Source organism: Loigolactobacillus zhaoyuanensis (assembly GCF_003946385.1).
Classification (GTDB): Bacteria; Bacillota; Bacilli; order Lactobacillales; family Lactobacillaceae; genus Loigolactobacillus; species Loigolactobacillus zhaoyuanensis.
Genome location: NZ_RHOE01000029.1, coordinates 1 through 25664 on the forward strand (window position 1 = coordinate 1; position 25664 = coordinate 25664).

The following is a 25664-nucleotide window of genomic DNA, read 5'->3' on the forward strand; positions in this document are numbered from 1 at the left end:
CAATATTTTCTGGCCAGCTCGGCACCGCCGATATCATGGTCTAGATGTTCACTGATAATTTGCGCTTTTAAAACTGGGCTATATTTAACCATGAAAAAAGTACCTCACAATCATTAGACTCTTTGTCTAACAATTATGAGGCACTTCATATTTGGTTGAGCTTTTTGCTTGGGGCTAAAAGCTTGTCAGTCATGAAGAAAGTCGTTAGAATAGTATCAATTAAAAATTATCCACTATTGTGGAGTAGAGTAGGTGAGCAGAATGGGCATGCATCAATATTTAAAAAGTTTAAGTAACTTAGAAACTATTCATCGAGCACCGGGTTATTTTAAGTATGAGGAGCATTCTGTGGCGGCACATTCGTTTAAGGTGACACAGATTGCCCAGATGTTAGGCGATATTGAAGAGAATGCGGGTCAAAAAGTTGATTGGCAGGCACTGTATGAAAAAGCGCTCAATCATGATTATACTGAGCGCTTCATTGGCGATATTAAAACGCCGGTTAAATACGCGACACCGACTTTGCGGCAAATGTTAGCCGACGTCGATGCTAATTTAACAGAAAATTTTATTCAAAATGAATTGCCAGCTGAGTTTCAAGTTGCTTATCGGCGGCGCTTAAGTGAAGGTAAGGATAATAGCCTTGAAGGCCGCATCCTCTCCGTAGCCGATAAAGTTGATTTGTTGTATGAATCTTTTGGTGAAATACAAAAGGGTAATCCGGAATCAGTTTTCACTGAGATTTATCGGGAAAGTTTGCATACGATCGTCGGCTTTGTTGATATGGTCAGTGTTCAATATTTTCTCCAAAAAATATTGCCTGACTTATTGGCGGAAAACTTTACTAATCAGGAAGAATTGCGCCAAATTACGCGGCGCATTACCGATAGAAAATAATCGGTCCAACTGGTGGCGAAAATATGTTCGCTATGCTAAAATTGAACCAGTAAATTAAGTGGTTGGGAGTTGCTTCCAGCCTTTTTCGTTTGGTGGTTTATTGGGATTTTGATGGACGAATGGATACCGACTGGAACATCAAAAGATATTTGTGTTTAGTGCAAATATCTCACCTTAATTGTGTAATAGGACCATGTTTCAACTTGGCACATTTTGCCATAGTTGAATGGATACCGACTGGAACATCAAAAGATATTTGTGTTAGTTGAATGGATACCGACTGGAACATCAAAAGATATTTGTGTTTAGTGCAAATATCTCACCTTAATTGTGTAATAGGACCATGTTTCAACTTGGCGCATTTTGCCGTAGTTGAATGGATACCGACTGGAACATCAAAAGATATTTGTGTTTAGTGCAAATATCTCACCTTAATTGTGTAATAGGGGGCTATTTTTTGATTCAACGTGAACCGCATCGTGATTTTGAATTAGTTTCACCATATCAACCAGCTGGTGATCAGCCCGCTGCAATTGCTAAGTTGACTCAGGGGATCGAAAATGGAACTAAGGCACAGATTTTACTAGGCGCGACTGGGACTGGTAAAACCTTTACTATGAGTGAAGTTATTAAAAATGTGAATAAACCGACGCTAGTGTTGGCGCATAATAAAACGTTGGCGGGGCAACTTTATGGTGAATTTAAAGAGTTTTTCCCAAATAACGCTGTAGAATATTTTGTGAGTTACTATGATTATTATCAGCCAGAAGCCTATGTGCCTTCTAGCGATACCTATATTGAAAAAGATTCTAGTATCAATGATGAAATTGATAAGTTGCGGCATTCCGCGACTAGTTCATTATTGGAACGTGATGATGTGATCGTGGTCGCATCTGTTTCTAGTATTTTTGGTTTAGGTGATCCTAAAGAATATGCGGATCACGTTTTATCGATTCGAGTCGGCCAAGCGCTGGAACGTAACGAGTTGTTGCGTCAATTAGTCAGCATTCAATTTGAGCGCAATGATATCGACTTTCAACGTGGTCGTTTCCGCGTTCGGGGCGATGTGTTGGAGGTTTTTCCAGCTTCACGGGATGAACGAGCATTACGAATCGAATTTTTTGGCGATGAAGTCGATCGTATTCGCGAAGTAGATGCACTGACCGGTGAGGTTTTAGGTGACCGCGATCATGTGGCTATTTTCCCGGCGACGCATTTTATGACCAACGACGAGCAAATGGATCATGCCATTGACAGTATTGCTGCAGAACTGAAAACGCGACTGGCTGAATTACAAGATCAGCACAAGTTGTTAGAAGCGCAACGGTTAGAGCAGCGGACCAATTACGATATTGAAATGATGCGGGAAATGGGCTATACCTCGGGTATTGAAAACTATTCGCGGCACATGGATGGTCGTCAGCCTGGCGAACCGCCATACACGCTGATCGACTTTTTCCCCAAAGATTTTATGATCATGGTCGATGAATCTCATGCGACAATGCCACAAATTCGTGGTATGTACAATGGTGATCGGGCGCGTAAGCAAATGTTAGTCGATTATGGTTTTCGTCTGCCGAGTGCCTTAGATAACCGACCATTGACGTTGCAAGAATTTGAACAACATGTCAACCAAATCATCTATGTATCAGCGACGCCAGGTCCTTACGAGCATGAACAAACGGATCAAGTGGCCGAACAGATCATTCGACCGACAGGTTTACTGGATCCAAAAATTGAAGTACGGCCAATTATGGGACAAATTGATGATATCGTTGGCGAGATCAATTTACGGATCGAACGCCATGAACGGACCTTCATCACAACCTTGACTAAAAAAATGGCTGAGGATCTCACTGATTATTTAAAGGAACTTGGTATTAAAGTTCGTTATCTGCACAGTGATATTAAGACATTGGAGCGGACACAAATCATTCGCGATCTACGGCTTGGTAAGTTTGATGTATTAGTCGGGATCAATTTACTGCGTGAAGGGATCGACGTGCCAGAAGTTTCGCTGATTGCTATTTTAGATGCGGATAAGGAAGGGTTCTTACGCAGTGAGCGTTCATTGATTCAGACGATTGGGCGGGCATCCCGGAATGTTGATGGTACTGTGATCATGTACGCCGACAATATGACGGATTCTATGCGTGGTGCGATCGATAAAACGCAGCGCCGGCGGTCAATTCAAGAAGCTTATAATGAGGAACATCATGTAACACCGAAAACAATTAAAAAAGAAATTCGTGATTTGATTTCACCAGTTCGATCGACAGCAGTTGACGAACATAGTGGTGAGATCATCGCTGAAACTGATTTTGCTGACATGTCGAAGAAGGAACAAAAAGCAATGATCGCCCGTTTAGAAGAACAAATGCGGACGGCAGCTAAGAGCCTTGAATTCGAACAAGCGGCAACGTTGCGCGATACGGTCCTAGAATTAAAGGCTGAAATCGAATAGATGGTAGATTAATTATCCCTGTTTTTGAGTAGGAGGAGCTATTTTTTGGCAAACGATAAAATCGTCATTCATGGGGCGCGGGCCCATAACCTTAAAGATATTGACGTCACAATTCCGCGCGATAAATTAGTGGTAGTCACTGGACTATCTGGTTCGGGTAAGAGTTCTCTGGCTTTCGATACGCTTTACGCTGAAGGACAACGACGTTATGTTGAAAGTTTGTCGGCTTACGCGCGCCAATTTTTAGGTCAAATGGACAAGCCGGATGTGGATTCGATCGATGGGCTAAGTCCAGCAATTTCGATCGATCAAAAAACGACTTCTAAAAATCCCCGCTCAACTGTAGGGACGGTAACCGAAATTAATGATTACCTGCGACTGTTATGGGCGCGGGTCGGCCACCCGATCTGTCCGAATGACGGTACCGAGATCAGTAGTCAAACGGTGGAACAAATGGTGAACCGAGTTCTGGCTTTGCCAGAAGGGACACGGCTACAAATTATGTCACCGATCATACGCGGCAAAAAAGGACAACATAAAAAAGTTTTGCAGCGAATCCAAAAAGAAGGCTTTGTCCGTGTGCGGATCGATGGCGAAGTTCAGGACATTAGTGATCAAATTGAACTGGATAAAAAGAAAAAACATGATATTGATATCGTGATCGATCGTATCATCGTTAAAGATAGCGCACGCTCACGGTTATTTGATTCGTTTGAATCGGCGTTGCGTTTATCCGATGGCTACGCAACGGCAGATATTATTGGTGGTGAACCGATTTTATTTTCGGAACACTATGCCTGTCCTTATTGTGGTTTTACGATTGGCGAATTAGAACCACGTTTGTTCTCATTTAATGCGCCATTTGGGGCTTGTAGCGAGTGTGACGGTCTGGGAATGAAGTTGGAGGTCGATACTGATCTAGTGGTGCCTGATTTAAGTCTAACCTTACGCGCTGGCGCGTTGGCACCGTGGAATCCCATTTCCTCGCAATATTATCCGCAATTATTGGAACAAGCAGCGACTGCTTTCGGTGTTGACTTGGACACGCCTTTTGAAAAACTTCCCGAAGCGCAGCAACAGCTGGTTCTTTATGGTGCTGGAGATCAGACCTTCCATTTCCATTATGAAAATGACTTTGGTGGTATCCGCGATGTGGATGCAACTTTTGAAGGGGTCGTTAACAATGTTGCCCGCCGTTATCGTGAGACCAACAGTGATTTCACCCGGACACAGATGCGCCAATATATGACTGAATTAACTTGTCCTGTTTGTCACGGTTATCGTTTGAATCCACAAGCTCTAGCAGTTAAAGTCAATGGTGAGCATATTGCTGAAGTTTCTAACTATGCGATCAACGATTCTTTGACTTTTTTCAGTGGCTTAAAATTAACTGACAAAGAAAATACTATTGCTAAACCAATTTTGAAGGAGGTTACGGATCGCTTAACCTTCTTAAAAAATGTCGGCTTGGATTATTTGAATCTAAGTCGTTCTGCAGGAACTTTATCGGGCGGTGAAGCCCAACGTATTCGGCTGGCCACACAAATTGGCTCTAATTTATCTGGGGTACTATACATTTTAGATGAACCTTCGATCGGCTTGCATCAACGGGATAACGATCGTCTGATTACATCGTTAAAATCAATGCGCGATCTAGGTAATACATTGATCGTGGTGGAACATGATGAAGATACCATGCGGGCCGCTGATTATTTGATCGATATTGGTCCCGGCGCTGGCGAAAATGGCGGCCGCGTGATGGCAGCTGGCACACCTGCTGAGGTTGAAGCTAATCAGCATTCATTGACTGGTCAATATTTATCGGGCGAGAAATATATTCCGTTACCAGAAAAGCGGCGTAAGGGCAACGGTAAGAAAATTCGGATCACTGGTGCTAGTGAGCATAATCTGAAAAATATTACAGTTGATTTTCCACTAGGCCAATTTATTGTGGTGACCGGAGTTTCTGGCTCGGGTAAATCAACTTTGGTCAATAGTATTCTGAAACGCGTTTTGGCGCAGAAACTTAATCGCAACAAGCAGAAACCAGGTAAGTATAAATCAGTGGCTGGCGTTAAAAATATCGATAAAATTGTTGATATTGATCAAAGCCCAATTGGCCGGACACCGCGGAGTAATCCGGCGACTTATACCAGTGTTTTTGATGATATCCGCGATCTATTTGCCCAAACTAACGAAGCTAAGATCCATGGTTATAAGAAGAATCGTTTCAGTTTTAATGTTAAAGGAGGTCGTTGCGAGGCTTGTAAAGGCGACGGCATTATTAAAATTGAAATGAATTTCTTGCCTGATGTTTATGTACCTTGCGAAGTTTGTCATGGCACTCGGTATAACTCTGAAACGTTAGAAGTTTTGTATAAGGGCTACAACATCGCTGATATTTTAAATATGACCGTTGTACAAGCCTTGAAGTTATTTGAACCAATTCCTAAAATTCGTCGTAAATTGAAAACGATCGTTGATGTCGGCCTAGGTTATGTCACATTGGGACAATCGGCGACAACCTTGTCCGGTGGTGAAGCGCAGCGGATGAAATTGGCTTCTGAGCTCCATCGTCGGCAAACAGGGAAAACATTTTATATTCTTGATGAACCGACTACTGGTTTGCATACCGATGATATTATGCGGCTACTAGCTGTGTTACATCGGTTAGTCGATGCGGGGAACACTGTTTTGATCATTGAACATAATTTAGATGTGATCAAAACAGCCGATTATCTGATTGATTTAGGTCCAGAAGGTGGCGACGGTGGTGGTGAAGTATTGGCTACTGGCACGCCAGAAAAAATCGCGGCAACACCTAACAGTTACACTGGTAAATATTTACTGCCAGTATTGGAACGTGACGGTCAACGACCACGTTTCCAACAACCAGAATAATAATGAGAGCGAGCTTAAAAATAGCTCGCTTTTTTTATTACAAAAATCAGCGTAATATACACTAATAAACGAATATTAAGTCTATTTATGAATAAATATCAAAAAATGTTGCATTATTTTTAAGAGTGCGTTATGATGAATCCATTCAAATGATTAAAGAAAATTAATTGAGTTTAATGATAATTTTAAATAGGTAAGGAGTGGCTTAAATGGCAAATGAAAAAATTATTTTAGCGTATTCTGGTGGTTTGGATACGTCCGTAGCGATTACTTGGTTAAAGGATAAAGGGTATGACGTTATCGCGACCTGCATCAATGTTGGTGAAGTCGGCAAAGATATGGATTTCATCAAGGAAAAGGCACTTCAAGTAGGGGCAGTTGCTTCCTATACGTTAGATTGTCGTGAAGAATTCGCCCAAGATTATGTCACGGTTGCCTTACAAGGCCATACATTATATGAAGGCGAATATCCATTGGTTTCAGCACTATCACGGCCATTGATTGCTAAAAAGTTGGTCGAAGTCGCTAAAAAAGAAGGTGCTACAGCAATTGCCCATGGTTGTACCGGTAAAGGGAACGATCAAGTTCGTTTTGAAGTGGCGATTCGCGGTTTGGCACCAGAAATGAAAATTGAAGCACCTGTCCGGGACTGGAAATGGTCACGGGAAGAGGAAATTAATTACGCTAAGGAACATGATATTCCCGTGCCAATTAAGTTGGATAGCCCATACTCGATCGATCAAAACCTTTGGGGTCGGGCAAATGAAGCTGGCGTTTTAGAAGATCCTTGGGTCACACCACCAGCAGATGCTTATGATTTAACAAACGCGATTGAAGATACACCTAATGAAGCTAGCACTGTAGAAATTGAATTCAAAAAAGGCGTGCCAGTTGCTTTAGATGGTGAAAAATTAGGCTTAGTCGACTTGATCGCTAAGTTAGACAAATTGGCTGGTAAACACGGTATTGGACGGATCGATCATATCGAAAACCGGTTAGTGGGGATTAAATCACGGGAAGTTTATGAAGCACCAGCGGCTGAAGTGCTGATCAAGGCCCACAAAGCTTTGGAAGATTTAACTTTTGAACGCGATTTGGCTCATTTTAAACCAATCATTGAACAAGAATTAACGAACACGATCTATAACGGTTTATGGTTCTCACCATTATTCAGCGCCTTGCAGTCATTCTTGAAAACAACGCAACAAGTGGTTAATGGAACGATTCGGGTCAAGCTATTTAAGGGTAATGCGATCGTTGAAGGTCGGAAGTCACCTAATTCTCTGTACGACAAGAACTTGGCAACTTATACAGCATCCGATACTTTTGATCAGGCTGCAGCCGTTGGGTTCATCAAGCTCTGGGGACTACCAACACAAGTTTATACACAGGTGCAGGAAAAAGTTAGCGCGGATCAGGCAAAGGAGTAAGCTATGGCAGAAAATCATCAATTATGGGGTGGCCGTTTTACCGCTGAACCAAGTGAATACGTGCAAAGTTTTGGTGCTTCGATTCAGTTTGATCAAAAAATGGCGGCTGAGGATCTGCATGGTTCATTGGCGCACGTTGCGATGCTAAAACACACTGGCATTTTAAAGGGCGACGAGGCGGATCAAATCACGGCTGGTTTGCACCAATTACAGCATAAATTAGCTGCCGGTGAATTGCAGTTCACGATTGAAAATGAAGATATTCATTTAAACTTAGAAAGTTTACTGACAGCAGAAATTGGGCCGGTTGCTGGTAAGCTGCATACGGCACGTAGCCGTAATGATCAAGTTGCTACTGATATGCATTTATATTTAAAGAACCATTTGCACACTGTGATGCAGTTGATCGTTGAGCTGCAAAAAGTAGTTGTGACTAAGGCAGATAGCAATGTTGAGACGTTGATGCCAGGTTATACGCACATGCAGCATGCACAGCCGATTTCTTACGCACATTATTTAATGGCGTATTATGAAATGTTCCAGCGTGATTATGAGCGTTTTGAGTTTAACTTGAAGCACACTGATCGTTCACCATTAGGCGCAGCTGCTCTGGCGGGAACAACTTTCCCGATCGATCGTGAATATAGCGCAGAGCAACTCGGTTTTGCTGATGTTTATCAAAATAGTTTGGATGCGGTCAGCGATCGCGATTTCATTTTAGAGTTTCTCAGTAATTGCGCACAATTGATGATGCACTTGTCCCGTTTTTGCGAAGAAATTATCATGTGGGATACTCAGGAATTCCAATACTTGGAATTATCCGACACTTATTCGACTGGCAGTTCGATCATGCCACAGAAAAAGAATCCAGATATGGCCGAATTGATTCGGGGTAAAACGGGCCGAGTTTATGGTGACTTGATCGGTTTGTTAACCGTGATGAAAGGTTTACCGTTGGCGTACAATAAGGATTTTCAAGAAGACAAAGAAGGCATGTTCGATGCGGTTGATACAGTCGAACAATCGTTGACTGTTTTCCGCGGGATGCTGGATACATTAACGGTTAAAACGGATAATATGGCTCATGCAACTACACATGATTTCTCCAACGCAACGGAATTGGCTGATTATTTAGCCAACAAAGGCTTGCCATTCCGCCAAGCGCATGAATTAGTTGGTGAGTTAGTCCTTAAATGTATTCAAGCGCATAAATATTTAAAGGATGTTTCCTTGGCTGATTATCAAGCATTATCACCGCTAATTGCGGCTGATGTCTATCAGGCATTAGATCCTCGTACCGCAGTTGAGCGGCGTACGTCATTAGGTGGCACTGGTTTTAGTCAAATCAAAAAGCAAATCACTGCCGCCCAAGCTAAATTAAAGTAAATATTAAAACATCGTCGCTAGCCGCCGATGTTTTTTTGTACTGTTTTTTAAGCGCTTTCTCATTCAATTAAGTTATACTAACAGTAGAAAAAGAAGCCCTATTTTTACCGCTGGTTTGTACGATTGCTAAAACGTTGGGAGGCGTTCAGGTATGAAGTATCAAGCGAAGCTATTGAGTTTTGGTTCTTGGTTTTTTGGCTGCTTAACGATCATGTTGATGACAGCGAATCCAGTTACGCCAGAGTTAACTGTTTTTAATGGCCCCGGTATGTGGTTAGCGTTGGGTATTTTTAGTTTGCTGTATGTGTTGCCGCTGGTGGGCGCACTGATTAAAGTTGATTATGGATACCACTTATTAACTGGTTGGCTAGCGATCAGTCTGTTGTTGTTTATGCTGGCTGGGGTGCCGGTATTATTTAGCGGCGGTACCTCAGGGTTGCGCTTATTATTGATCTTAGTCGCGCTATTAGGTATCAGTGATGTGTTGTTCTGGTTACCGTTAGCACTGGTACCACAGCGGCCACTACAGGAAAATTAAAGCTAACAGGTTTAAAAGAAAGGTGTGTCAGCGTAAGTCATTTATGCTGGTACATCTTTTTTAGTTGTGTGCTAGACTAGCAATGATACACCCGGTGTGTTACACTTATTTAGATGTGTTTAGCGAGACACTAGGGGGCGTTGCCATTAGTGGCGACCCACGAAAGGACGTTAAAAATATGGTTGATACTTTAAATTTAGTCGTAATCACCGGAATGAGCGGCGCTGGTAAGACGGTTGCTATGCAAAGTTTTGAAGATCTTGGCTATTTTTGTGTGGATAATATGCCACCCAGTTTGTTGCCAAAGTTCTGGGAATTGGTTAAAGAATCAGGTAAGGTGACTAAGATCGCGTTAGTGATCGATCTACGTTCACGCGCATTTTACGATCAAATTGATGAAATGCTGTCTAATTTGGATAATACTAATTTTGTGACTACAAAGATTCTTTTTCTCGATGCATCCAATGAAGAACTAGTGTCGCGCTATAAAGAAACAAGGCGAGCGCATCCGTTAGCAATGGAAGGTCGCTTGCTAGATGGTATTGTTAAGGAACGAAATTTATTATCTGAAATCAAAAATCGTTCACAGATCGTGATCAATACTTCTGAGTTAACGCCACGACAATTGCGTGAAGAGATTTTTGGTAATTTTAAATCAGCTGAAACTAAGACTTTCCATATTGAGGTCATGTCATTTGGTTTCAAATATGGGGTGCCGATCGATGCCGATATTGTGATGGATGTGCGCTTTTTACCCAATCCTTACTATGTTCCTGAATTTAAGAAATTAACCGGATTAAATCAAGCGGTTTACGATTATGTGATGCAACAGCCGGCAACTGAAGATTTCTATGAACGATTTAGTAGCATGCTGCATTTGATCATGCCCGGCTATGAAAAGGAAGGTAAAACTAGTTTGACGATCGCGATTGGTTGTACCGGTGGACAACATCGGTCAGTTGCCTTGGCTGAGCGTTTAGGTAAGGACCTGGGCCAGCATTATCCAGTTGAAACAAGTCATCGCGACATGAACAAGCGAAAGGAAACGGTGAATCGCTCATGACCAGATCACCAAGGAATTCTCGCCGGCCGAAAATGGTTGTCATTGGTGGTGGCACTGGGTTGCCGGTGATTTTAAAAAGTTTACACAAGCGAAATGCTGATATTACGGCAGTTGTGACTGTTGCTGATGATGGCGGTTCGTCAGGCGCGATCCGCAATTACGTTAACGTGGTGCCGCCTGGTGATATTCGTAATGTTTTAGTGGCGTTATCTAATTTACCAGAGCTGTATTTAGATATTTTTCAATATCGCTTTAATAGTGATGATTCATTTCTCGCCGGTCATGCAATCGGTAATTTAATTATAGCTGCACTGTCAGAGATGCGGTCAGGTATTTTTGGCGCAGTTCAAGAATTATCTAATATGATGCAAATTGATGGCCATGTTTATCCGGCCAGTGATGATCCGCTGGTTCTAAATGCACATTTCAGTGATGGCACAGAAATCGCAGGGGAAGCAGAAATTACTGCTGCTGGTAAGAGCATTGATCGTGTCTGGGTAACGCCAGCTGATCCGACCCACGCCGCACCCCAAGCAGTCCAAGCAGTAGTTGATGCGATCATGGATGCGGATTCGGTCGTCTTAGGGCCGGGTAGTCTATTTACCAGTATTTTGCCTAACCTAATGATCAGTAACGTCGGCGAAGCAGTTCGAAAAACTCAAGCTGACGTGACCTATGTTTGTAACATTATGACGCAAAAAGGTGAGACTGAACATTTTACTGATGCGGACCATGTGCGCGTATTAGCCCAACATTTAGGTGGCCAATTCATTAACACAGTTTTGGTTAATACACAGCCAGTACCACCCAATTACTTGGATCATCAAAAATATGATGAATATCTAGTTCAAGTCGAACATGATTTTAAAGGGTTACGTGATCTGGGTTGCCGAGTGATCTCTGATAATTTCTTATCATTACATGACCGTGGCGTTTTTCATGATGGTGATCAAGTTGCCCAGGAGTTATTGAATTTGGCCTGTCAACCACACGACTAAGTGAAGCAAATAATCTGAGGAGGTGACGGTTATGGGGTCGTATGCAAGTGAAGTCAAAAAAGAACTAACAACATTGGAAGTTCATCGCGAACATGCGCGGGCGGAATTAGAAGCATTAATTCGGATGAACGGTTCCCTAAGCATTGCTAATCATCAGTTCATTTTAAATGTGCAGACCGAGAATCCAGCAATTGCCCGCCGAATTTATGCTTTACTACGGGATAACTACGCAATTGAAGCAGAACTGTTGGTCCGTCGGAAAATGAAATTAAAGAAAAATAATTTGTATATTGTGCGTCTAAAACACGGCAGTACTTTGGTATTGAATGACCTTCACATTTTGGCGGGAACTTCGACATTATCGACTTTACCTTCGACTGAAGTTAAAGACTCTGATCAAAAGGTTCGTTCCTATTTACGAGGTGCTTTTTTGGCGGGCGGCTCAGTCAATAATCCTGAAACTAGCCGTTACCACTTGGAGATTTATTCTTTGTATGAAGAACACAACCAGCAGGTGGCCGCAATGATCAACCAATTTGGTTTGAATGCGCGGGTAACGGAACGGCGTGGTGGCTACATTGTTTACTTAAAAGAAGGCGAGAAAATTGCTGACTTTCTCCAACTGATTGGTGCGACTAGCGCGATGTTGAAGTTTGAGGATGTGCGAATCGTTCGTGATATGCGTAATTCGGTCAATCGGCTAGTTAATTGTGAAACAGCTAATCTGAATAAGACGATCGATGCCGCGACCCACCAAGTTGAAAATATTAAGTTTATTGAACAAGTTGCGGGGCTAGATAGTTTGCCACAAAAACTGCAAGAAATTGCTATTTTACGTCTAGCTAATCCGGATATTACGCTGAAAGAGTTAGGCGAGTTAGTTCCCAGTGGCGCAATTTCTAAATCAGGCATCAATCATCGTTTGCGTAAACTGATGCAAGTTGCCGATAATTTACGTGCCGGTAAAGTAACTTCATAGTGATAAAAAAAGCCGCAAAGCATTAGCTCTGCGGCTTTTTTCTATTCATCGTTAAGCGATTAGTTTGGCTAGTTCTGGTTTGGTGATCTTTTCATCAAAAATAGTGTCACCAATAATAATAGTTGGTACAAACTGTACATTGGCTGTTTTAGCTTCGTTTAAAACTAAATCGATCATGGTTTGATTTGGTTGTGTCGGTAAGCCTAGTTGATGTTCGATATAGGCATCAATTTCAGTATCAGTTAAGTTTTCGCCCCACTCATTTTGGTGAGCAAACAGAAATTTAATCGCTGCGTAGGCCTGTTCAGGTTGATCGTACGGTAAATGATGTTGGGCGAGATTACCTTTCAGCAATGATTCTTTTGGCTTATCGAACAACTTGAAAATACGCTTAACGCGACCAGCGGCGACTGCAGGCTCCAAAATTGATGCTGCAAGTTCAAACCAAGCTTTGCTATAGGGGCAGCGTAAGTTAATGAATTCAATACTAGTGATTGGGGCGTTAATATTACCAATCACTAAACCTTGTTGACTAATTTTAGCTGGTAGAATCATATCCATAGATTAAACCTCCAAAAATACCCCACTGGCAACTAAGCTAGTGGGGTACCGATTAATTATTTTTGGTTGACCATGATTTGATCGATCAAACCGTAATCTTTTGCTTCTTGTGCAGTTAAGTAATGATCACGATCAGTATCTTTTTGGATCGTTTCCAAATCTTGACCGGAAGATTCTGCTAAAATTTTGTTTAAACGGTTACGAGTTTTCAAAATTTCGCGAGCAGCAATTTCGATTTCAGTTTGCTGACCTTGAGCACCGCCCAATGGTTGATGGATCAAAACAGTTGAGTTTGGTAAGGCAAAACGTTTGCCCTTAGTACCAGCAGTAAGTAAAACACTGGCCATAGAAGCTGCCATACCCATGGCGATGGTTTGGATATCTGATTTAACGAAGTTCATTGTATCGTAGATCGCCAAACCAGCGGAGACGGAACCACCAGGGGAGTTAATGTAGATCGAGATATCTTTTTCAGAGTCTTGAGCGTCCAAGAAAAGTAATTGGGCGATAATTGTGTTGGCCATTTGGTCGTTAACTTCACCGGATAGCATGATGATACGGTCTTTTAATAACCGTGAGTAGATATCATACGCGCGTTCACCGCGTGAAGATTGTTCAATGACTGTAGGAACTAACATAGTGTGACCTCCTAAAGTTTCAAGTTTAAGTTAATTTTAGCACTCAATTAAGTGTAATGCCAGTTTAGTCTATTGGTCAAAAAAGGTCAAATATTTAGTTGGCTTTTTGCGAAAAAGTTTTCAGCGATTCGCGCCACTAACCGCACGCTAATAAAAGTATAGCACAAAGGCAATAATTCAATGACTAACCTAATTTAGCGAAAATATGCTATTCTAAAGCTGAAATTTTTTCTATACTTTTATGAAGTAGGGAGCTGAACTTAATGACCAAAAGTCGCGTTGAGGCTTTTACTGATGGTGTTATTGCTATTCTGATCACAATTTTAGTGTTGGATCTGCATGCACCTGAGGATGTGACCTGGATAGCGCTACGCCAGTTAGGCGAACCATTTTTTGCCTATGTGGTTAGTTTTATCGCGATCGCTATTTATTGGAATAACCATCACCATTTGTACCAAACAGTTAAAAAAATCGATGGGACAGTATTGTGGGTAAATACGGCATTGTTATTTTGGTTGAGTATACTACCATTTGCAACTGCCTGGGTGGGGGAACACTTGACGGCCATGCTGCCTGAACTGATCTACGCGTTTGTTTCCTTTATGTGTGGGTTGACTTATAATTTGCTGGATCGGTGTTTAGTTCGTGTCAACGGAGCAAATTCACGGGTCGCTATTGTTTCAAAGCATGACCGCAAACGTTGGCTATCGTTGGCGATCTATGCAGTCGGTTGTTTACTGACATTTGTTTGGCCGCCTGCCGGCTTAGGTGCCAGCTTGATGGTTTCTGTTTTGTGGTTTATTCCTAATCAGCGAGTGGAGCAGGAATTTCGCGTCAAATAAGTCAGCCATGCGTATTTATTGTTTTGACCGCGTGAACTTGATACCTTGAACTTAACTTAGGTGAAAGGCGGTTCATGTATGAATAAACGACAACCCAAGGAGAATTATTTGATCGACGACAGTAGTAAGAATGTTTCACCACAGCCAGAGATCGACCATCCCACGTATCGACCGGCGGCTAAGTTAAAAGGCAAAGTTGCTATTATCACCGGTGGCGACAGTGGTATCGGTGCTGCCGTTGCGCTGCTCTACGCACGTGAAGGCGCAGATATCGTCATTGTTCATTATGAATCAACTGATGACGCACAGAAAATCAAACAAAAAGTTGAAGCGCTAGGTCAGCGTGTGCTTGTTTGTCAAGGCGATATTGGGGATTCGGCATTTGCAGCACAAGTAGTCGAACAAACATTGGCGACTTTTCAACAAATCGATATTCTAGTCAATAATGCTGGTGAACAGCATGTGCAAGAACATGTTACGGCAATAACAGATGCACAGTTTGAACGGACTTTTCGTACCAATATTTTTGGTCAGTTTTATCTGACTAAGGCTGCGTTACCCCATTTAAAGGAACATGGCGCGATTATTAATACTACTTCAGTAACTGCATTTAAAGGTAACCCTTTATTGTTAGATTATTCTTCGACCAAGGGTGCAATCGTTTCTTGGACACGAGCTTTGGCACAAAACGAAGAACTATTGAAACGCGATATTCGGGTCAATGCAGTTGCGCCAGGGCCAATTTGGACACCACTGATTCCTGCAACGTTTCCTAAAGCTAAGTTGGAAAATTGGGGTGAAACCCCAATGGGCCGCGGGGGTAAAGCCTATGAATTGGCGCCGAGTTATGTCTTTTTGGCGGCGGTTGATAGCAGCTTCATTACTGGCCAAATTATTCATGTTAATGGCGGGACGTTTACCGGTTAAATAAAGTGATTTAGGTAAGATTCTACTGGCTATAGCAGCTACTTTATAAAAGCTTATTGTGTGATGTTTGATCAAGCAATAGCTTTTGGAGTGATAAAATAACGTCGACCCAGGAAGGGAACGACGTTATTTTTAGTGAATCAGCTTTAATTAGGGTAAGTGTGTAGAAAATTTAGCTATTTAAAAAAATAAGAACCTTGCTTTAACAAGGTTCTTTCGCCGGTGAAATTATTTTATGCGCCTGGAGGGAATCGAACCCCCATCTCAAGAACCGGAATCTCACGTGATATCCATTACACTACAGGCGCATCTGAACAACAAAAACAATTTTACCGGAAATTAGGACAAAAAACAAGTCTAATCACGAAAAATTAATAGATAGCAAAATTGATGTAACTTGACTAGAATAGAAAGTAACTTAAGTCATGGTCACATGAAGGGAACGATCAGCATGGCATATCAACAAGGACTTGGCCAGCAGCAAAAGCAAGTCCAGAAGCTGGTTATGACGCAACAACTACAGCAATCAATTCAGATACTCCAGTATAATGCCGAAGGGTTACAACAGTTTTTACAACAAAAAAGTTTAGAGAATCCACTGTTAGCAGTCCGGCATAGTTCGCGTGATCAAGCTAATTTCAGTGGCAGTCAACAGCGGGTCGATAATTTTATGAATGCGATTCCGGATACGACTCAGTCCTTATTTGATTATTTATTAGATCAGGTCCATTTGACCATGCGCGATACGCCATTACGTGATTTAGTCTTGTTTTTGCTTGAATACGTAGATCTAAATGGTTATTTACGAATCAGTGATGCCGAAATCACAGCTAAAACTGGCGCTGAACCGGTACAAATATTAGATGCGGTCACTTTATTACAACAGTTAGATCCACCTGGTGTGGGTGCGCGACATTTACAAGACTGCTTGCTACTACAAATTGAGAATGATAATAGTGCGCCTAATTTAGCTTATATTGTGTTAGAAGAAGAATTTGCGAATTTTGCTGAGCGCAAGTGGGCTGTGATCGCTGCAAAATATCAAGTTGCGCTGACGGAGATCCAACGTATTTTTGATTACGTTCAAACGTTATCGCCACGGCCAGGAGCAGCATTTAGTCAAACGCAAAATAATTTTATTCGTCCTGAATTAGTTGTTCACCAGCGTGGGGAGGAATTGGAACTTAACCTGACCCATGAGTCGCAGCCACAAGTTATTTTTCAGCAGCATTACTTTGAACGCATGCTAAAAACCAATGATCGTGAAGTAACCGAGTATATGAAGGAAAAGAAGCAGGAATTTGATTGGTTACAAAAAAGTGTTATGCAACGTGGCAGCACTATCCTACGTGTAGGTCAAGAAATTATTCACCGCCAGCACGATTTTTTCTTTGACACTAAACGGCCGTTAAAGCCGCTTTTGTTACGGGATGTTGCGGCTAAATTGGCAGTGCATGAATCGACTGTTAGTCGCACTGTTAACGGTAAATACTTACAAACTGATTTTGGCGTTTTTGAGCTTAAGCATTTCTTCACCAATGCAGTTGGTGAAGAAAAGGAAGACTCAGCTGATAGCGTTAAACAGCGTTTGCAAACACTGATCGATCAGGAAAATAAAGCCAAGCCACTATCGGATCAAAAATTAGTTACTTTACTAGGCGAATCAGGGATCACGATCTCACGGCGAACAGTTGCTAAATATCGTGAAAGCCTTGAAATTGCGGCATCATCTAAGCGAAAGCGCTTTGATTAAATTCCTTGATTTATCAAGGGTTGAACCTTGCATTTAATGAGCGGTCTTGTTATAATATTTTTGTGCTTGAGGAGTGGACAGATCAACTGTGCACTTTGTTTTTTGGCCATGACGGGTCATTATACGACATAGTTGGACAATTTAAGTCCCACTAAGGAAGAGGATCAGCATGGATCAGGAATTTGCCTGGCTGAAAGTGCTGGCGCCAGACCTGCTCGAGGTTGTTAAGCAGCGTTATCAAGTGTTGCAATCAATTTATTGGTTGGCGCCGATCGGTCGACGATTATTGGCCCAAGAACTTAACTTGAGTGAACGAGCATTACGCACCGAAACCGATTTTCTACGACTACACGGGTTAATAACGGCCTCTAAATCAGGAATGATTTTAACCGCCCAAGGTGAGGAAGCTTACCAAGGATTGACCACGATCATGGATCGGCTACTTGGTGTACGTTCGAAAGAAAAGCAACTAAGTCAGGTGCTTGGTATCGATCATTGCTTGATCGTTGCTGGTGATTCAGCTAATTTACCTAAAGTTTTATCTGATATGGGTAAGTTGGTCAATGAAACGTTGGACATTATTTTACCGCGTGGTGAAAACGTGATTGCGGTGATGGGTGGTACAACAATGGCCGAGGTTGCGGATTCGCTGACCTCTAAGTTAGCCGAGCAACGGCATTTGATTTTTGTGCCAGCACGTGGTGGCCTCGGTGAAGCAGTTAATATACAGGCCAATGCCGTCTGTGCTCGTATGGCAGCGCATACTGGTGGTGAACACCGGGTCCTGTATATCCCCGAACATGTCAGCGAACAGACCTACAAACCGCTATTAGCCGAGCCTGCGGTTAAAGAAGTGTTACAGTTGGTTGACAAAAGTTCGGCTGTGGTTCATAGTATTGGTGGGGCAATTCCAATGGCAAAACGGCGGAATATGTCTGCTGAAACAATTGCTATGTTGCAGCAAAAACAGGCGGTCGGCGAAGCATTTGGTTATTTCTTTAACCAGATGGGGGAAGTCATTTATAAGATTCCTCGGATCGGTTTACAACTTCACGACCTTGAAAGAATTGCCAGTGTAATTGCGGTTGCCGGCGGCTCAGATAAAGCTGCAGCAATCAAAGCATATGCACAACTCGCACCCCAACAAACGTGGTTGATCACGGATGAAGGTGCTGCAAACTTGATTTTAAAAGGGGTAACCCTTTAAAATAAATTTTTTATTTCCTAAAGGAGGAAATTAAAGCATGACTGTAAAAATTGGTATTAATGGTTTTGGACGTATCGGCCGTTTAGCTTTCCGTCGTATCTTCGAATTAGGTGCTAAATCAAATGACATCGAAGTTGTCGCAATTAACGATTTAACTTCACCTGCTATGTTAGCTCATTTATTGAAATATGATTCAACACATGGTACTTTTGCTGGCGAAGTTAGCGCTACTGACAATGGTATCATCGTTGACGGTAAAGAATATCGTGTCTATGCTGAACCTAAAGCACAAGATATTCCTTGGGTTAAAAACGACGGCGTAGATTTCGTCCTTGAATGTACTGGTTTCTACACATCCAAAGATAAAGCACAAGCTCATTTGGATGCAGGTGCAAAACGTGTCTTGATCTCAGCTCCAGCTGGTAGCGATTTGAAGACAGTTGTTTATAACGTAAATGATGATGTATTGACTGCTGATGACACAATCGTTTCAGCTGGTTCATGTACAACTAACTGCTTGGCTCCTATGGCTTACTTCTTAAACGAAGAATTTGGCCTTGAAGTTGGTACTATGACTACTATCCATGCTTACACTTCTACACAAATGTTACTTGACGGCCCAGTTCGTGGCGGTAACTTACGTGCAGCTCGTGCAGCAGCTGTTAACACAATTCCTCATTCAACTGGTGCTGCTAAAGCTATCGGCTTAGTTATCCCAGAATTGAAGGGTAAATTACAAGGCCATGCACAACGTGTTGGTGTTGTTGACGGTTCATTAACTGAATTAGTTTCTATCCTTGACAAAAAGGTTACTGCTGACGAAGTTAACGAAGCAATCAAAAAGCATACAGAAGGTAACGAAAGCTTTGGTTACAACGCAGACGAGATCGTATCAAGTGACGTTATCGGCACTACATTCGGTTCAATCTACGACCCAACTCAAACAGAAGTTACAACTGCTGGCGACAAGCAATTAGTTAAAACTGTTGCTTGGTACGACAACGAATATGGCTTCACTTGCCAAATGGTTCGTACTTTATTGAAATTCGCTACTCTCTAATCCGTTAGAATTAGTAGGTTTCAAAACCGCATAATGGTTTAAAAAGGCGGAGGGAGGTCGACTCCCTCTGCTTTTTTGTTGGTCCAGACGCAGGGCCCGCGAATGGCTGACTGATGAAGTAGATTTGCGGCTAGTATAAAATTACAACTAAAAAATGTGCTAAAAGTGGTAAGCTTTTACGTTCAGCTACAGTTAGCAAATAATCTATTGCTAATTTGGGCCGTACTCAAAGTCTGAACGCCACTTTTATCGCGCTTAAAATAGGAGGCTATTCATATGGCTAAATTAATTGTTTCTGATTTAGATGTTAAAGATAAAAAAGTCTTGATCCGTGTTGACTTTAACGTGCCGATCAAAGGTGGCGTCATTGGTGACGATAACCGGATTGTTGCCGCATTACCAACTATTAAATACGTAGTTGAAAATGGTGGTAAAGCAATCTTGCTTTCTCATTTAGGCCGGATCAAATCTGACGAAGATAAAAAAGAACTAAGCTTGAAGCCAGTTGCTGAACGCTTAGCTGAGCTTTTGAACCAACCTGTTACTTTTGTTCCCGTTAACGAAGGTAAACAATTAGAAGATGCTGTTAGTGCTATGGCTGCTGGTCAAGTATTGGTTATGGAAAACACTCGTTTCCAAGATATCAATAATGACTTTGGCAAGCGCGAAAGCAAAAACGATCCTAAGTTAGGCGAATACTGGGCTTCATTAGGCGACGTATTCGTCAACGATGCATTTGGTACAGCTCATCGTGCCCATGCTTCAAACGTAGGTATCGCAACTGCTATGAAGGCTAAAGGCCAAAAAGTAGCTGCTGGCTTCTTAATGGAAAAGGAAATCAAGTTCTTAGGTGAAGCTGTTGACAATCCTAAGCACCCATTTGTTGCCATCTTAGGTGGTGCCAAAGTTTCTGATAAAATCGGTGTGATCGATCATTTATTAAGCAAAGCTGACAAAGTTATCGTCGGCGGTGGCATGACTTATACATTCTATGCAGCTAAAGGCTTAAGCATTGGTAAATCGTTAGTCGAAAAAGATAAAATCGAATTAGCTAAACAAATCATCGACAAAGCTGGCGACAAGTTAGTCTTGCCTGTTGATAATATTGTCGCTGAAGAATTCAGCAACGATGTACCTAGCAAAGACGTTGAAGGCAATATTCCTGATGGCTACATGGCCTTAGATATTGGCGAAAAGTCAATTGCTAACTTTAAAGATGTCCTAAAAGATGCTAAAACAGTTGTTTGGAACGGCCCTATGGGTGTGTTCGAAATGAGCAACTATGCTAAAGGCACTTTGGAAATTGGTAAGTTCTTAGGTACTTTATCTGATGCAACAACGATCGTCGGTGGTGGCGATTCGACTGCAGCCGTTAAGCAACTAGGCGTTGGCGACCAATTGACTCATATCTCAACTGGTGGCGGTGCTTCACTTGAATACCTCGAAGGTAAGGAATTACCTGGTATTGCTGCTATTTCTAACAAATAATAACTAGCAAATCTAGGTCGTTATGGCCTAGGTTTACATAAATGAAAGGATGTTACAAATGCGTAAACCAATCATTGCAGGTAACTGGAAATTAAACAAAAACCCTAAAGAAACGGCTGAATTTGTTGCCGGAATCAAAGGTAAATTAGCTGATCCAGCTAAAGTTGAGGCTGTTATCGGTGCACCTGCCGTTGACTTACAAACTTTGATCGATGCTGCTAAAGGTACTGATTTAAAAGTTGCTTCAGAAAACAGCTACTTTGAAGAAGCTGGTGCTTTTACTGGCGAAACTTCACCTAAAGTTTTAGCTGAAATGGGCGTTGACTACGGTATTATTGGTCATAGCGAACGTCGCGAATATTTCCATGAAACAGATGAAGACATTAACAAAAAAGCCCACGCTTTATTCAAAAATGGTGTTACACCAATCATTTGCTGTGGCGAAACTTTAGAAACTCGTAAAGCCGGTAAGGTTAACGAATGGGTTTCTGGCCAAATCAAAGCCGCTTTAAAAGACTTATCAGCTGCACAAGTTGCTTCAGCTGTTATTGCCTACGAACCAATCTGGGCTATCGGTACTGGCGAAACAGCCACTCCAGAACAAGCTCAAGAAGTTTGTCATTTGATCCGCGAAACAGTTGCCGGCCTTTATGACCAAACAACTGCGGAAAACGTACGGATCCAATATGGTGGTTCAATGAAACCTGCTAACGTTAAAGAATTAATGGCTCAACCTGATATTGATGGTGGCTTGGTTGGTGGCGCAAGCTTACAACCTGATTCATTCTTAGAATTAGTTAATTATCAAGGTTAATTTAAAAAGTTTTATGAGAGAAGTAGGGACGCCTGCTTCTTTTTTTTGCCATAAATTAAGGCAAATTATAGAAAAGTGATCAGATTTCGACAGGTAGAATTATTTGTTTTATGGTAGTGTTCAGATCTATAAAGTTCAGCGAATCAAAAAAGCTGCGGCATAATTTACTTATGTCACAACTTTTTTTGATTTAATTACTGCTATAGAATATGAATGTCATGTGCTGCACATTGATCAAGCATTTCTTGTGGCCAAACGCTAGCTTGAACTTCGCCAACATGGGCCTTGCCTAATAAGAGCATACATAAACGAGATTGACCAATGCCGCCGCCAATGCTGTAAGGTAGTTCGCCGTGCATGATTTTTTGATGGAAAGGTAAGTGTAAGCGATCTTCGGCATCAGCGATTTTTAACTGCTTCGCCATTGCCACTTCGTCTACACGAATACCCATACTTGAAATTTCTAATTTACAGTTTAATGGTTCATACCAGAAAATCAGATCACCATTAAGCGTCCAATCATCATAGTCAGGGGCGCGACCGTCATGGCGTTTACCGGATTTTAGGGTGCCGCCGATCTGCATAATGAAAACACAACCTAATTCTTTAGCAATCAAGTCTTCGCGTTCCATAGGCGTTTTATCAGGCCAGCGATCTTCTAATTCTTGCGTGGTGATAAAATGAAGTTCGTCTGGTAAATGATGGACTGCTGTTGGGTACTTGTACCAAACTTCATGTTCCATGTGTTTGATCACTTTGAAAATCTGACGGACAGTTTGTTGCAACGTCTCGATCGTCCGTTCTTCCTTTGTGATCACTTTTTCCCAATCCCATTGATCAACGTAAATTGAGTGAAAGTTGTCCAAGTCTTCATCCTTGCGAATGGCGTTCATATTAGTGTACAGACCCTCACCAGGTTGGAAACCAAAGCGGCCCAGTGCGTTGCGTTTCCATTTAGCCAAACTATGCACGATCTCCATCGTTTTAGTTGGCATATCCTTCATCGTAAATGAAACGGGAGCTTCGACACCATTCAAGTTATCATTTAAGCCAGTAGCGCGATCAAGCATCATTGGTGCTGAGACTCGGGACAGGTTAAGTTGTTCACCGAATTCATCTTGAAAAGTTTCGCGGATATAGCGGATGGCTTCCTGAGTTTCGCGAATAGATAATTTTGGATCATAAGCAGTGGGAATAAATAAATGCATGAAAAGACCTCCTGAATTTTAATTGACCTTAGGTGTTGGAATGAAAAAAATAGCCCTTCCCGTCCCCAATCAAGGGACGAAAAGGACTATTTTCGCGGTACCACCCAAGTTGCCCGTCTACACGAGCCAGCTTACTAAGTGCACAAACATGCACTTCCGGATGGTAACGTACCGGTAACGGCGTAGCCTACTGATTATTGTTCAGCTCGCGATCAAAGAAAGTGTTATTCCAAAGCGCTGGTGCCTCATCGAGTTTCCACTGATCTCGATTCACTGTCAGGACAACGGTTCGTATTTGTCTTTCTTATTATCTTTTTGTTGTTAATTAAAAGATTACCATTATTTGATGAGATAATAAATAGCAAAATGAAAATTTAATTAATTTTTTCTGAAAGAGTGTTGATAAAGGTTTGTCGGGCAATGAAATTAGCGGACAAAGTTGATTTTAAACTCTTTGATTAAAATGTTATATTAGATTTAGAAGTTTATTTTATTTTTAAGAGGTGTATTACTTGCAAAGATTGAAACAACTAGACAATACACGCTTAAAATTTATCTTGAAAGGGCTATTGATCGGCTTATTAAGTGGCGTTGTTGTGAGCACCTTTCGCTGGTTGATCGAGCTGGGCTTACAACAAACGATCCAGGTGTATCAATGGTTGCACACCGAACCTGGTTGGTTAGTGATTTTACCATTGGTAAGCGTGCTGCTCGCCTTAATTATTGGTTTATTGGTTAAGGGTGAGCCTAACATTATGGGATCAGGAATTCCGCAGGTTGAAGGCCAATTAGCTGGAGATTTAACTATTTCGTGGTGGTCGATTTTATGGCGTAAATTTATTGCGGGCGTTTTAGGCATTGGACCAGGATTGTTTCTTGGGCGTGAAGGACCATCGATCCAGTTAGGCGCGGCGGTTGGGCAAGGTGTAGCCACCCAGTTAGGTCGTTCTGATTCGGAAAAGCGCATTTTGCTGGCAAGTGGGGCAGCTGCTGGTTTGTCGGCGGCGTTTAATGCACCAATTGCGGGTACTTTATTTGTGTTGGAGGAAATCTACCATAATTTTTCACCATTAGTTTGGATGACGTCACTGGCCAGTGCGATTGCAGCTGACTTTGTGTCGCTAAACTTTTTTGGCTTAACGCCAGTTTTACATATTCATTATGTTCAGAGCTTTCCGCTAGCGTTATATTGGCAATTGATCATTTTAGGTATTGTGCTGGGACTATGTGGCTACTTGTACCAGCGGGTGTTGTTGGCCTTACCAAAATGGTATGGCCGGCTTAAATGGTTACCGCGCGCCTTTCAAGGCCTTATTCCATTATTATTAGTAATTCCAATTGGTTATTTCTGGCCGAATACTCTGGGTGGTGGCAATTTAGTTATCCTAGGTTTAGCGCTTAAACTACCCTCATTTTGGCCGTTGTTAGGGCTATTTCTGCTCCGGTTTATTTTTTCAATGATTTCATATGGTTCTGGCTTACCGGGTGGTATTTTTCTGCCAATTTTGACTCTAGGCGCATTATTAGGTGCATTGTTAGGGACGTTGTTTGTGCAATGGCACTGGATGCCCGCCATGTACGTCATGAATTTTGTTATTTTTGCCATGGCGGGTTATTTCGCTGGAATCGGTAAGGCGCCATTTACCGCGATTCTGCTGATCACTGAAATGGTCGGTGATTTGCGGCATCTGATGCCTTTGGCGCTAGTATCGCTGGTCGCTTATTTAGTGGTGGATGTGCTAGGCGGTGCCCCAATCTACGAGTCGCTATTATCACGCTTAAATTTTGGTAATACCTTAGCGCGAATGAGTGGCAAAAATGATCGGGTGGAAATGCCAGTATTTGCTGGGAGTCCGCTGGAAGACAAGCAAGTACGCGATGTGAAATGGCCACAAGAAAGTTTATTGATCGCAGTTCGGCGGCAGGAGCGTGAGTTAATTCCCCACGGCGATACACTATTACGGGCTGGTGATACGTTAATTGTGTTGACCGCACATGAGCAACGCGGGGCAGTCCGGCGTAAATTAATGCAAGTCGCTGCTAAGCGCAAAAATCTACAAACTTGATTGATTTAGGTTTTGTTCTCGATTAAACAATGGTATAATACTACTATTAAACTTAATCGGTTGGTCATAATAAGTTGGCCAGTCAATCATACTAACTTAGTGACTAAATATAGCAATGAATTTGTTAAATGTTAGGAGGAAACTAGGGTGTACAACACTATCTTAACCCTACTGTTGATTGTTTGTGTACTAATCGTGATCGCGGTCTTAATGCAACCAAGTAAACAGCAAGACGCATTGAGCGCCTTATCCGGCGGTGCACAGGACCTATTCGGTAAACAAAAGGCACGCGGTTTTGAAGCGTTCATGCAAAAGGTAACGATCGTACTTGGCGTTTTATTTTTTGTGTTTTCGCTAGCTTTGGCTTACGTGTCATCGCACTAGTTCGCCAACCTCCTGTTATTATTGCAGGAGGTTTTTTGCTGATTATAGGAATTTTATTGA

The 25664-nt window shown here is 42.0% G+C and carries 21 protein-coding genes and 1 tRNA gene; 18 read left to right on the forward strand and 4 right to left on the reverse strand.

Annotated elements, in window-relative coordinates; all coding sequences use genetic code 11:
* The first annotated feature begins 261 nt into the window (after positions 1–261).
* From EKM76_RS07380 to whiA, 9 genes are all read left to right on the forward strand, one after another.
* Positions 262–897, forward strand: coding sequence for an HD domain-containing protein (locus tag EKM76_RS07380; RefSeq protein WP_125550048.1), 636 nt, complete (start codon positions 262–264; stop codon positions 895–897).
* 457 nt (positions 898–1354) lie between these two features.
* A complete protein-coding gene (uvrB, locus tag EKM76_RS07385; RefSeq protein ID WP_125550049.1) occupies positions 1355–3361 on the forward strand; it encodes an excinuclease ABC subunit UvrB in 2007 nt (668 codons plus the stop codon).
* 45 nt (positions 3362–3406) lie between these two features.
* Complete coding sequence (uvrA, locus tag EKM76_RS07390; protein ID WP_125550050.1) at positions 3407–6262, forward strand: excinuclease ABC subunit UvrA; 2856 nt, start codon at positions 3407–3409, stop codon at positions 6260–6262.
* Between the two features lie 209 nt (positions 6263–6471).
* Complete coding sequence (locus EKM76_RS07395; RefSeq protein WP_125550051.1) at positions 6472–7692, forward strand: argininosuccinate synthase; 1221 nt, start codon at positions 6472–6474, stop codon at positions 7690–7692.
* Between the two features lie 3 nt (positions 7693–7695).
* Positions 7696–9078, forward strand: coding sequence for an argininosuccinate lyase (argH, locus tag EKM76_RS07400; protein ID WP_125550052.1), 1383 nt, complete (start codon positions 7696–7698; stop codon positions 9076–9078).
* 151 nt (positions 9079–9229) lie between these two features.
* Entirely contained in the window at positions 9230–9616 is a 387-nt protein-coding gene (locus tag EKM76_RS07405; protein ID WP_125550053.1) for a hypothetical protein, read from the forward strand.
* Positions 9617–9794: 178 nt separating this feature from the next.
* Positions 9795–10679, forward strand: coding sequence for an RNase adapter RapZ (gene rapZ, locus EKM76_RS07410; protein WP_125550054.1), 885 nt, complete (start codon positions 9795–9797; stop codon positions 10677–10679).
* Positions 10676–11677 (forward strand): gluconeogenesis factor YvcK family protein, encoded by a 1002-nt coding sequence (locus EKM76_RS07415; protein ID WP_125550055.1) that lies wholly within the window; start codon positions 10676–10678, stop codon positions 11675–11677. The genes rapZ and EKM76_RS07415 overlap by 4 nt, the downstream gene beginning before the upstream one ends.
* A 31-nt stretch (positions 11678–11708) precedes the next feature.
* Entirely contained in the window at positions 11709–12656 is a 948-nt protein-coding gene (gene whiA / locus EKM76_RS07420; RefSeq protein ID WP_125550056.1) for a DNA-binding protein WhiA, read from the forward strand.
* Positions 12657–12707: 51 nt separating this feature from the next.
* Here the strand turns inward: whiA and EKM76_RS07425 are convergent, their stop codons facing one another.
* Positions 12708–13217, reverse strand: coding sequence for a thioredoxin domain-containing protein (locus tag EKM76_RS07425; protein ID WP_125550057.1), 510 nt, complete (start codon positions 13215–13217; stop codon positions 12708–12710).
* Between the two features lie 56 nt (positions 13218–13273).
* On the reverse strand, positions 13274–13855 hold the full coding sequence (gene clpP, locus EKM76_RS07430) for an ATP-dependent Clp endopeptidase proteolytic subunit ClpP (protein ID WP_125550058.1): 582 nt from the start codon (positions 13853–13855) through the stop codon (positions 13274–13276).
* A gap of 263 nt (positions 13856–14118) precedes the next feature.
* Between clpP and EKM76_RS07435 the strand changes: the two genes are divergently transcribed.
* Both EKM76_RS07435 and EKM76_RS07440 read left to right on the forward strand, forming a co-directional pair.
* The gene (locus tag EKM76_RS07435) at positions 14119–14697 is read left to right on the forward strand and encodes a TMEM175 family protein (RefSeq protein WP_125550059.1); all 579 of its coding nucleotides are present in this window, start codon (positions 14119–14121) and stop codon (positions 14695–14697) included.
* Positions 14698–14775: 78 nt separating this feature from the next.
* Entirely contained in the window at positions 14776–15624 is an 849-nt protein-coding gene (locus EKM76_RS07440) for an SDR family oxidoreductase (RefSeq protein WP_125550060.1), read from the forward strand.
* A gap of 236 nt (positions 15625–15860) precedes the next feature.
* Here EKM76_RS07440 and EKM76_RS07445 read toward each other — a convergent pair.
* Positions 15861–15932: transfer RNA gene (locus EKM76_RS07445), tRNA-Arg, on the reverse strand.
* 143 nt (positions 15933–16075) lie between these two features.
* Between EKM76_RS07445 and rpoN the strand changes: the two genes are divergently transcribed.
* The 5 genes from rpoN (at position 16076) to tpiA (ending at position 21946) form a co-directional block, all read left to right on the forward strand.
* On the forward strand, positions 16076–17377 hold the full coding sequence (gene rpoN, locus EKM76_RS07450; protein ID WP_125550061.1) for an RNA polymerase factor sigma-54: 1302 nt from the start codon (positions 16076–16078) through the stop codon (positions 17375–17377).
* A 169-nt stretch (positions 17378–17546) separates the two neighbouring features.
* On the forward strand, positions 17547–18584 hold the full coding sequence (locus tag EKM76_RS07455) for a sugar-binding transcriptional regulator (protein WP_125550062.1): 1038 nt from the start codon (positions 17547–17549) through the stop codon (positions 18582–18584).
* A 37-nt stretch (positions 18585–18621) separates the two neighbouring features.
* Complete coding sequence (gene gap / locus EKM76_RS07460; protein ID WP_125550063.1) at positions 18622–19644, forward strand: type I glyceraldehyde-3-phosphate dehydrogenase; 1023 nt, start codon at positions 18622–18624, stop codon at positions 19642–19644.
* Positions 19645–19920: 276 nt separating this feature from the next.
* Positions 19921–21132 carry a phosphoglycerate kinase gene (locus EKM76_RS07465; RefSeq protein WP_125550064.1) on the forward strand — a complete coding sequence of 404 codons (1212 nt, stop codon included), beginning with the start codon at positions 19921–19923 and terminating at the stop codon, positions 21130–21132.
* A 58-nt stretch (positions 21133–21190) separates the two neighbouring features.
* Positions 21191–21946: a triose-phosphate isomerase gene (tpiA, locus tag EKM76_RS07470; protein ID WP_125550065.1), complete on the forward strand. Its 756-nt coding sequence runs from the start codon at positions 21191–21193 to the stop codon at positions 21944–21946.
* Between the two features lie 200 nt (positions 21947–22146).
* Here the strand turns inward: tpiA and asnA are convergent, their stop codons facing one another.
* The gene (asnA, locus tag EKM76_RS07475; protein ID WP_125550066.1) at positions 22147–23154 is read right to left on the reverse strand and encodes an aspartate--ammonia ligase; all 1008 of its coding nucleotides are present in this window, start codon (positions 23152–23154) and stop codon (positions 22147–22149) included.
* Positions 23155–23666: 512 nt separating this feature from the next.
* Between asnA and EKM76_RS07480 the strand changes: the two genes are divergently transcribed.
* Together EKM76_RS07480 and secG are read left to right on the forward strand one after the other, a co-directional pair.
* On the forward strand, positions 23667–25220 hold the full coding sequence (locus tag EKM76_RS07480; protein WP_125550067.1) for a ClC family H(+)/Cl(-) exchange transporter: 1554 nt from the start codon (positions 23667–23669) through the stop codon (positions 25218–25220).
* Between the two features lie 147 nt (positions 25221–25367).
* Positions 25368–25604: a preprotein translocase subunit SecG gene (gene secG / locus EKM76_RS07485; protein ID WP_125550068.1), complete on the forward strand. Its 237-nt coding sequence runs from the start codon at positions 25368–25370 to the stop codon at positions 25602–25604.
* Positions 25605–25664: the final 60 nt, after the last annotated feature.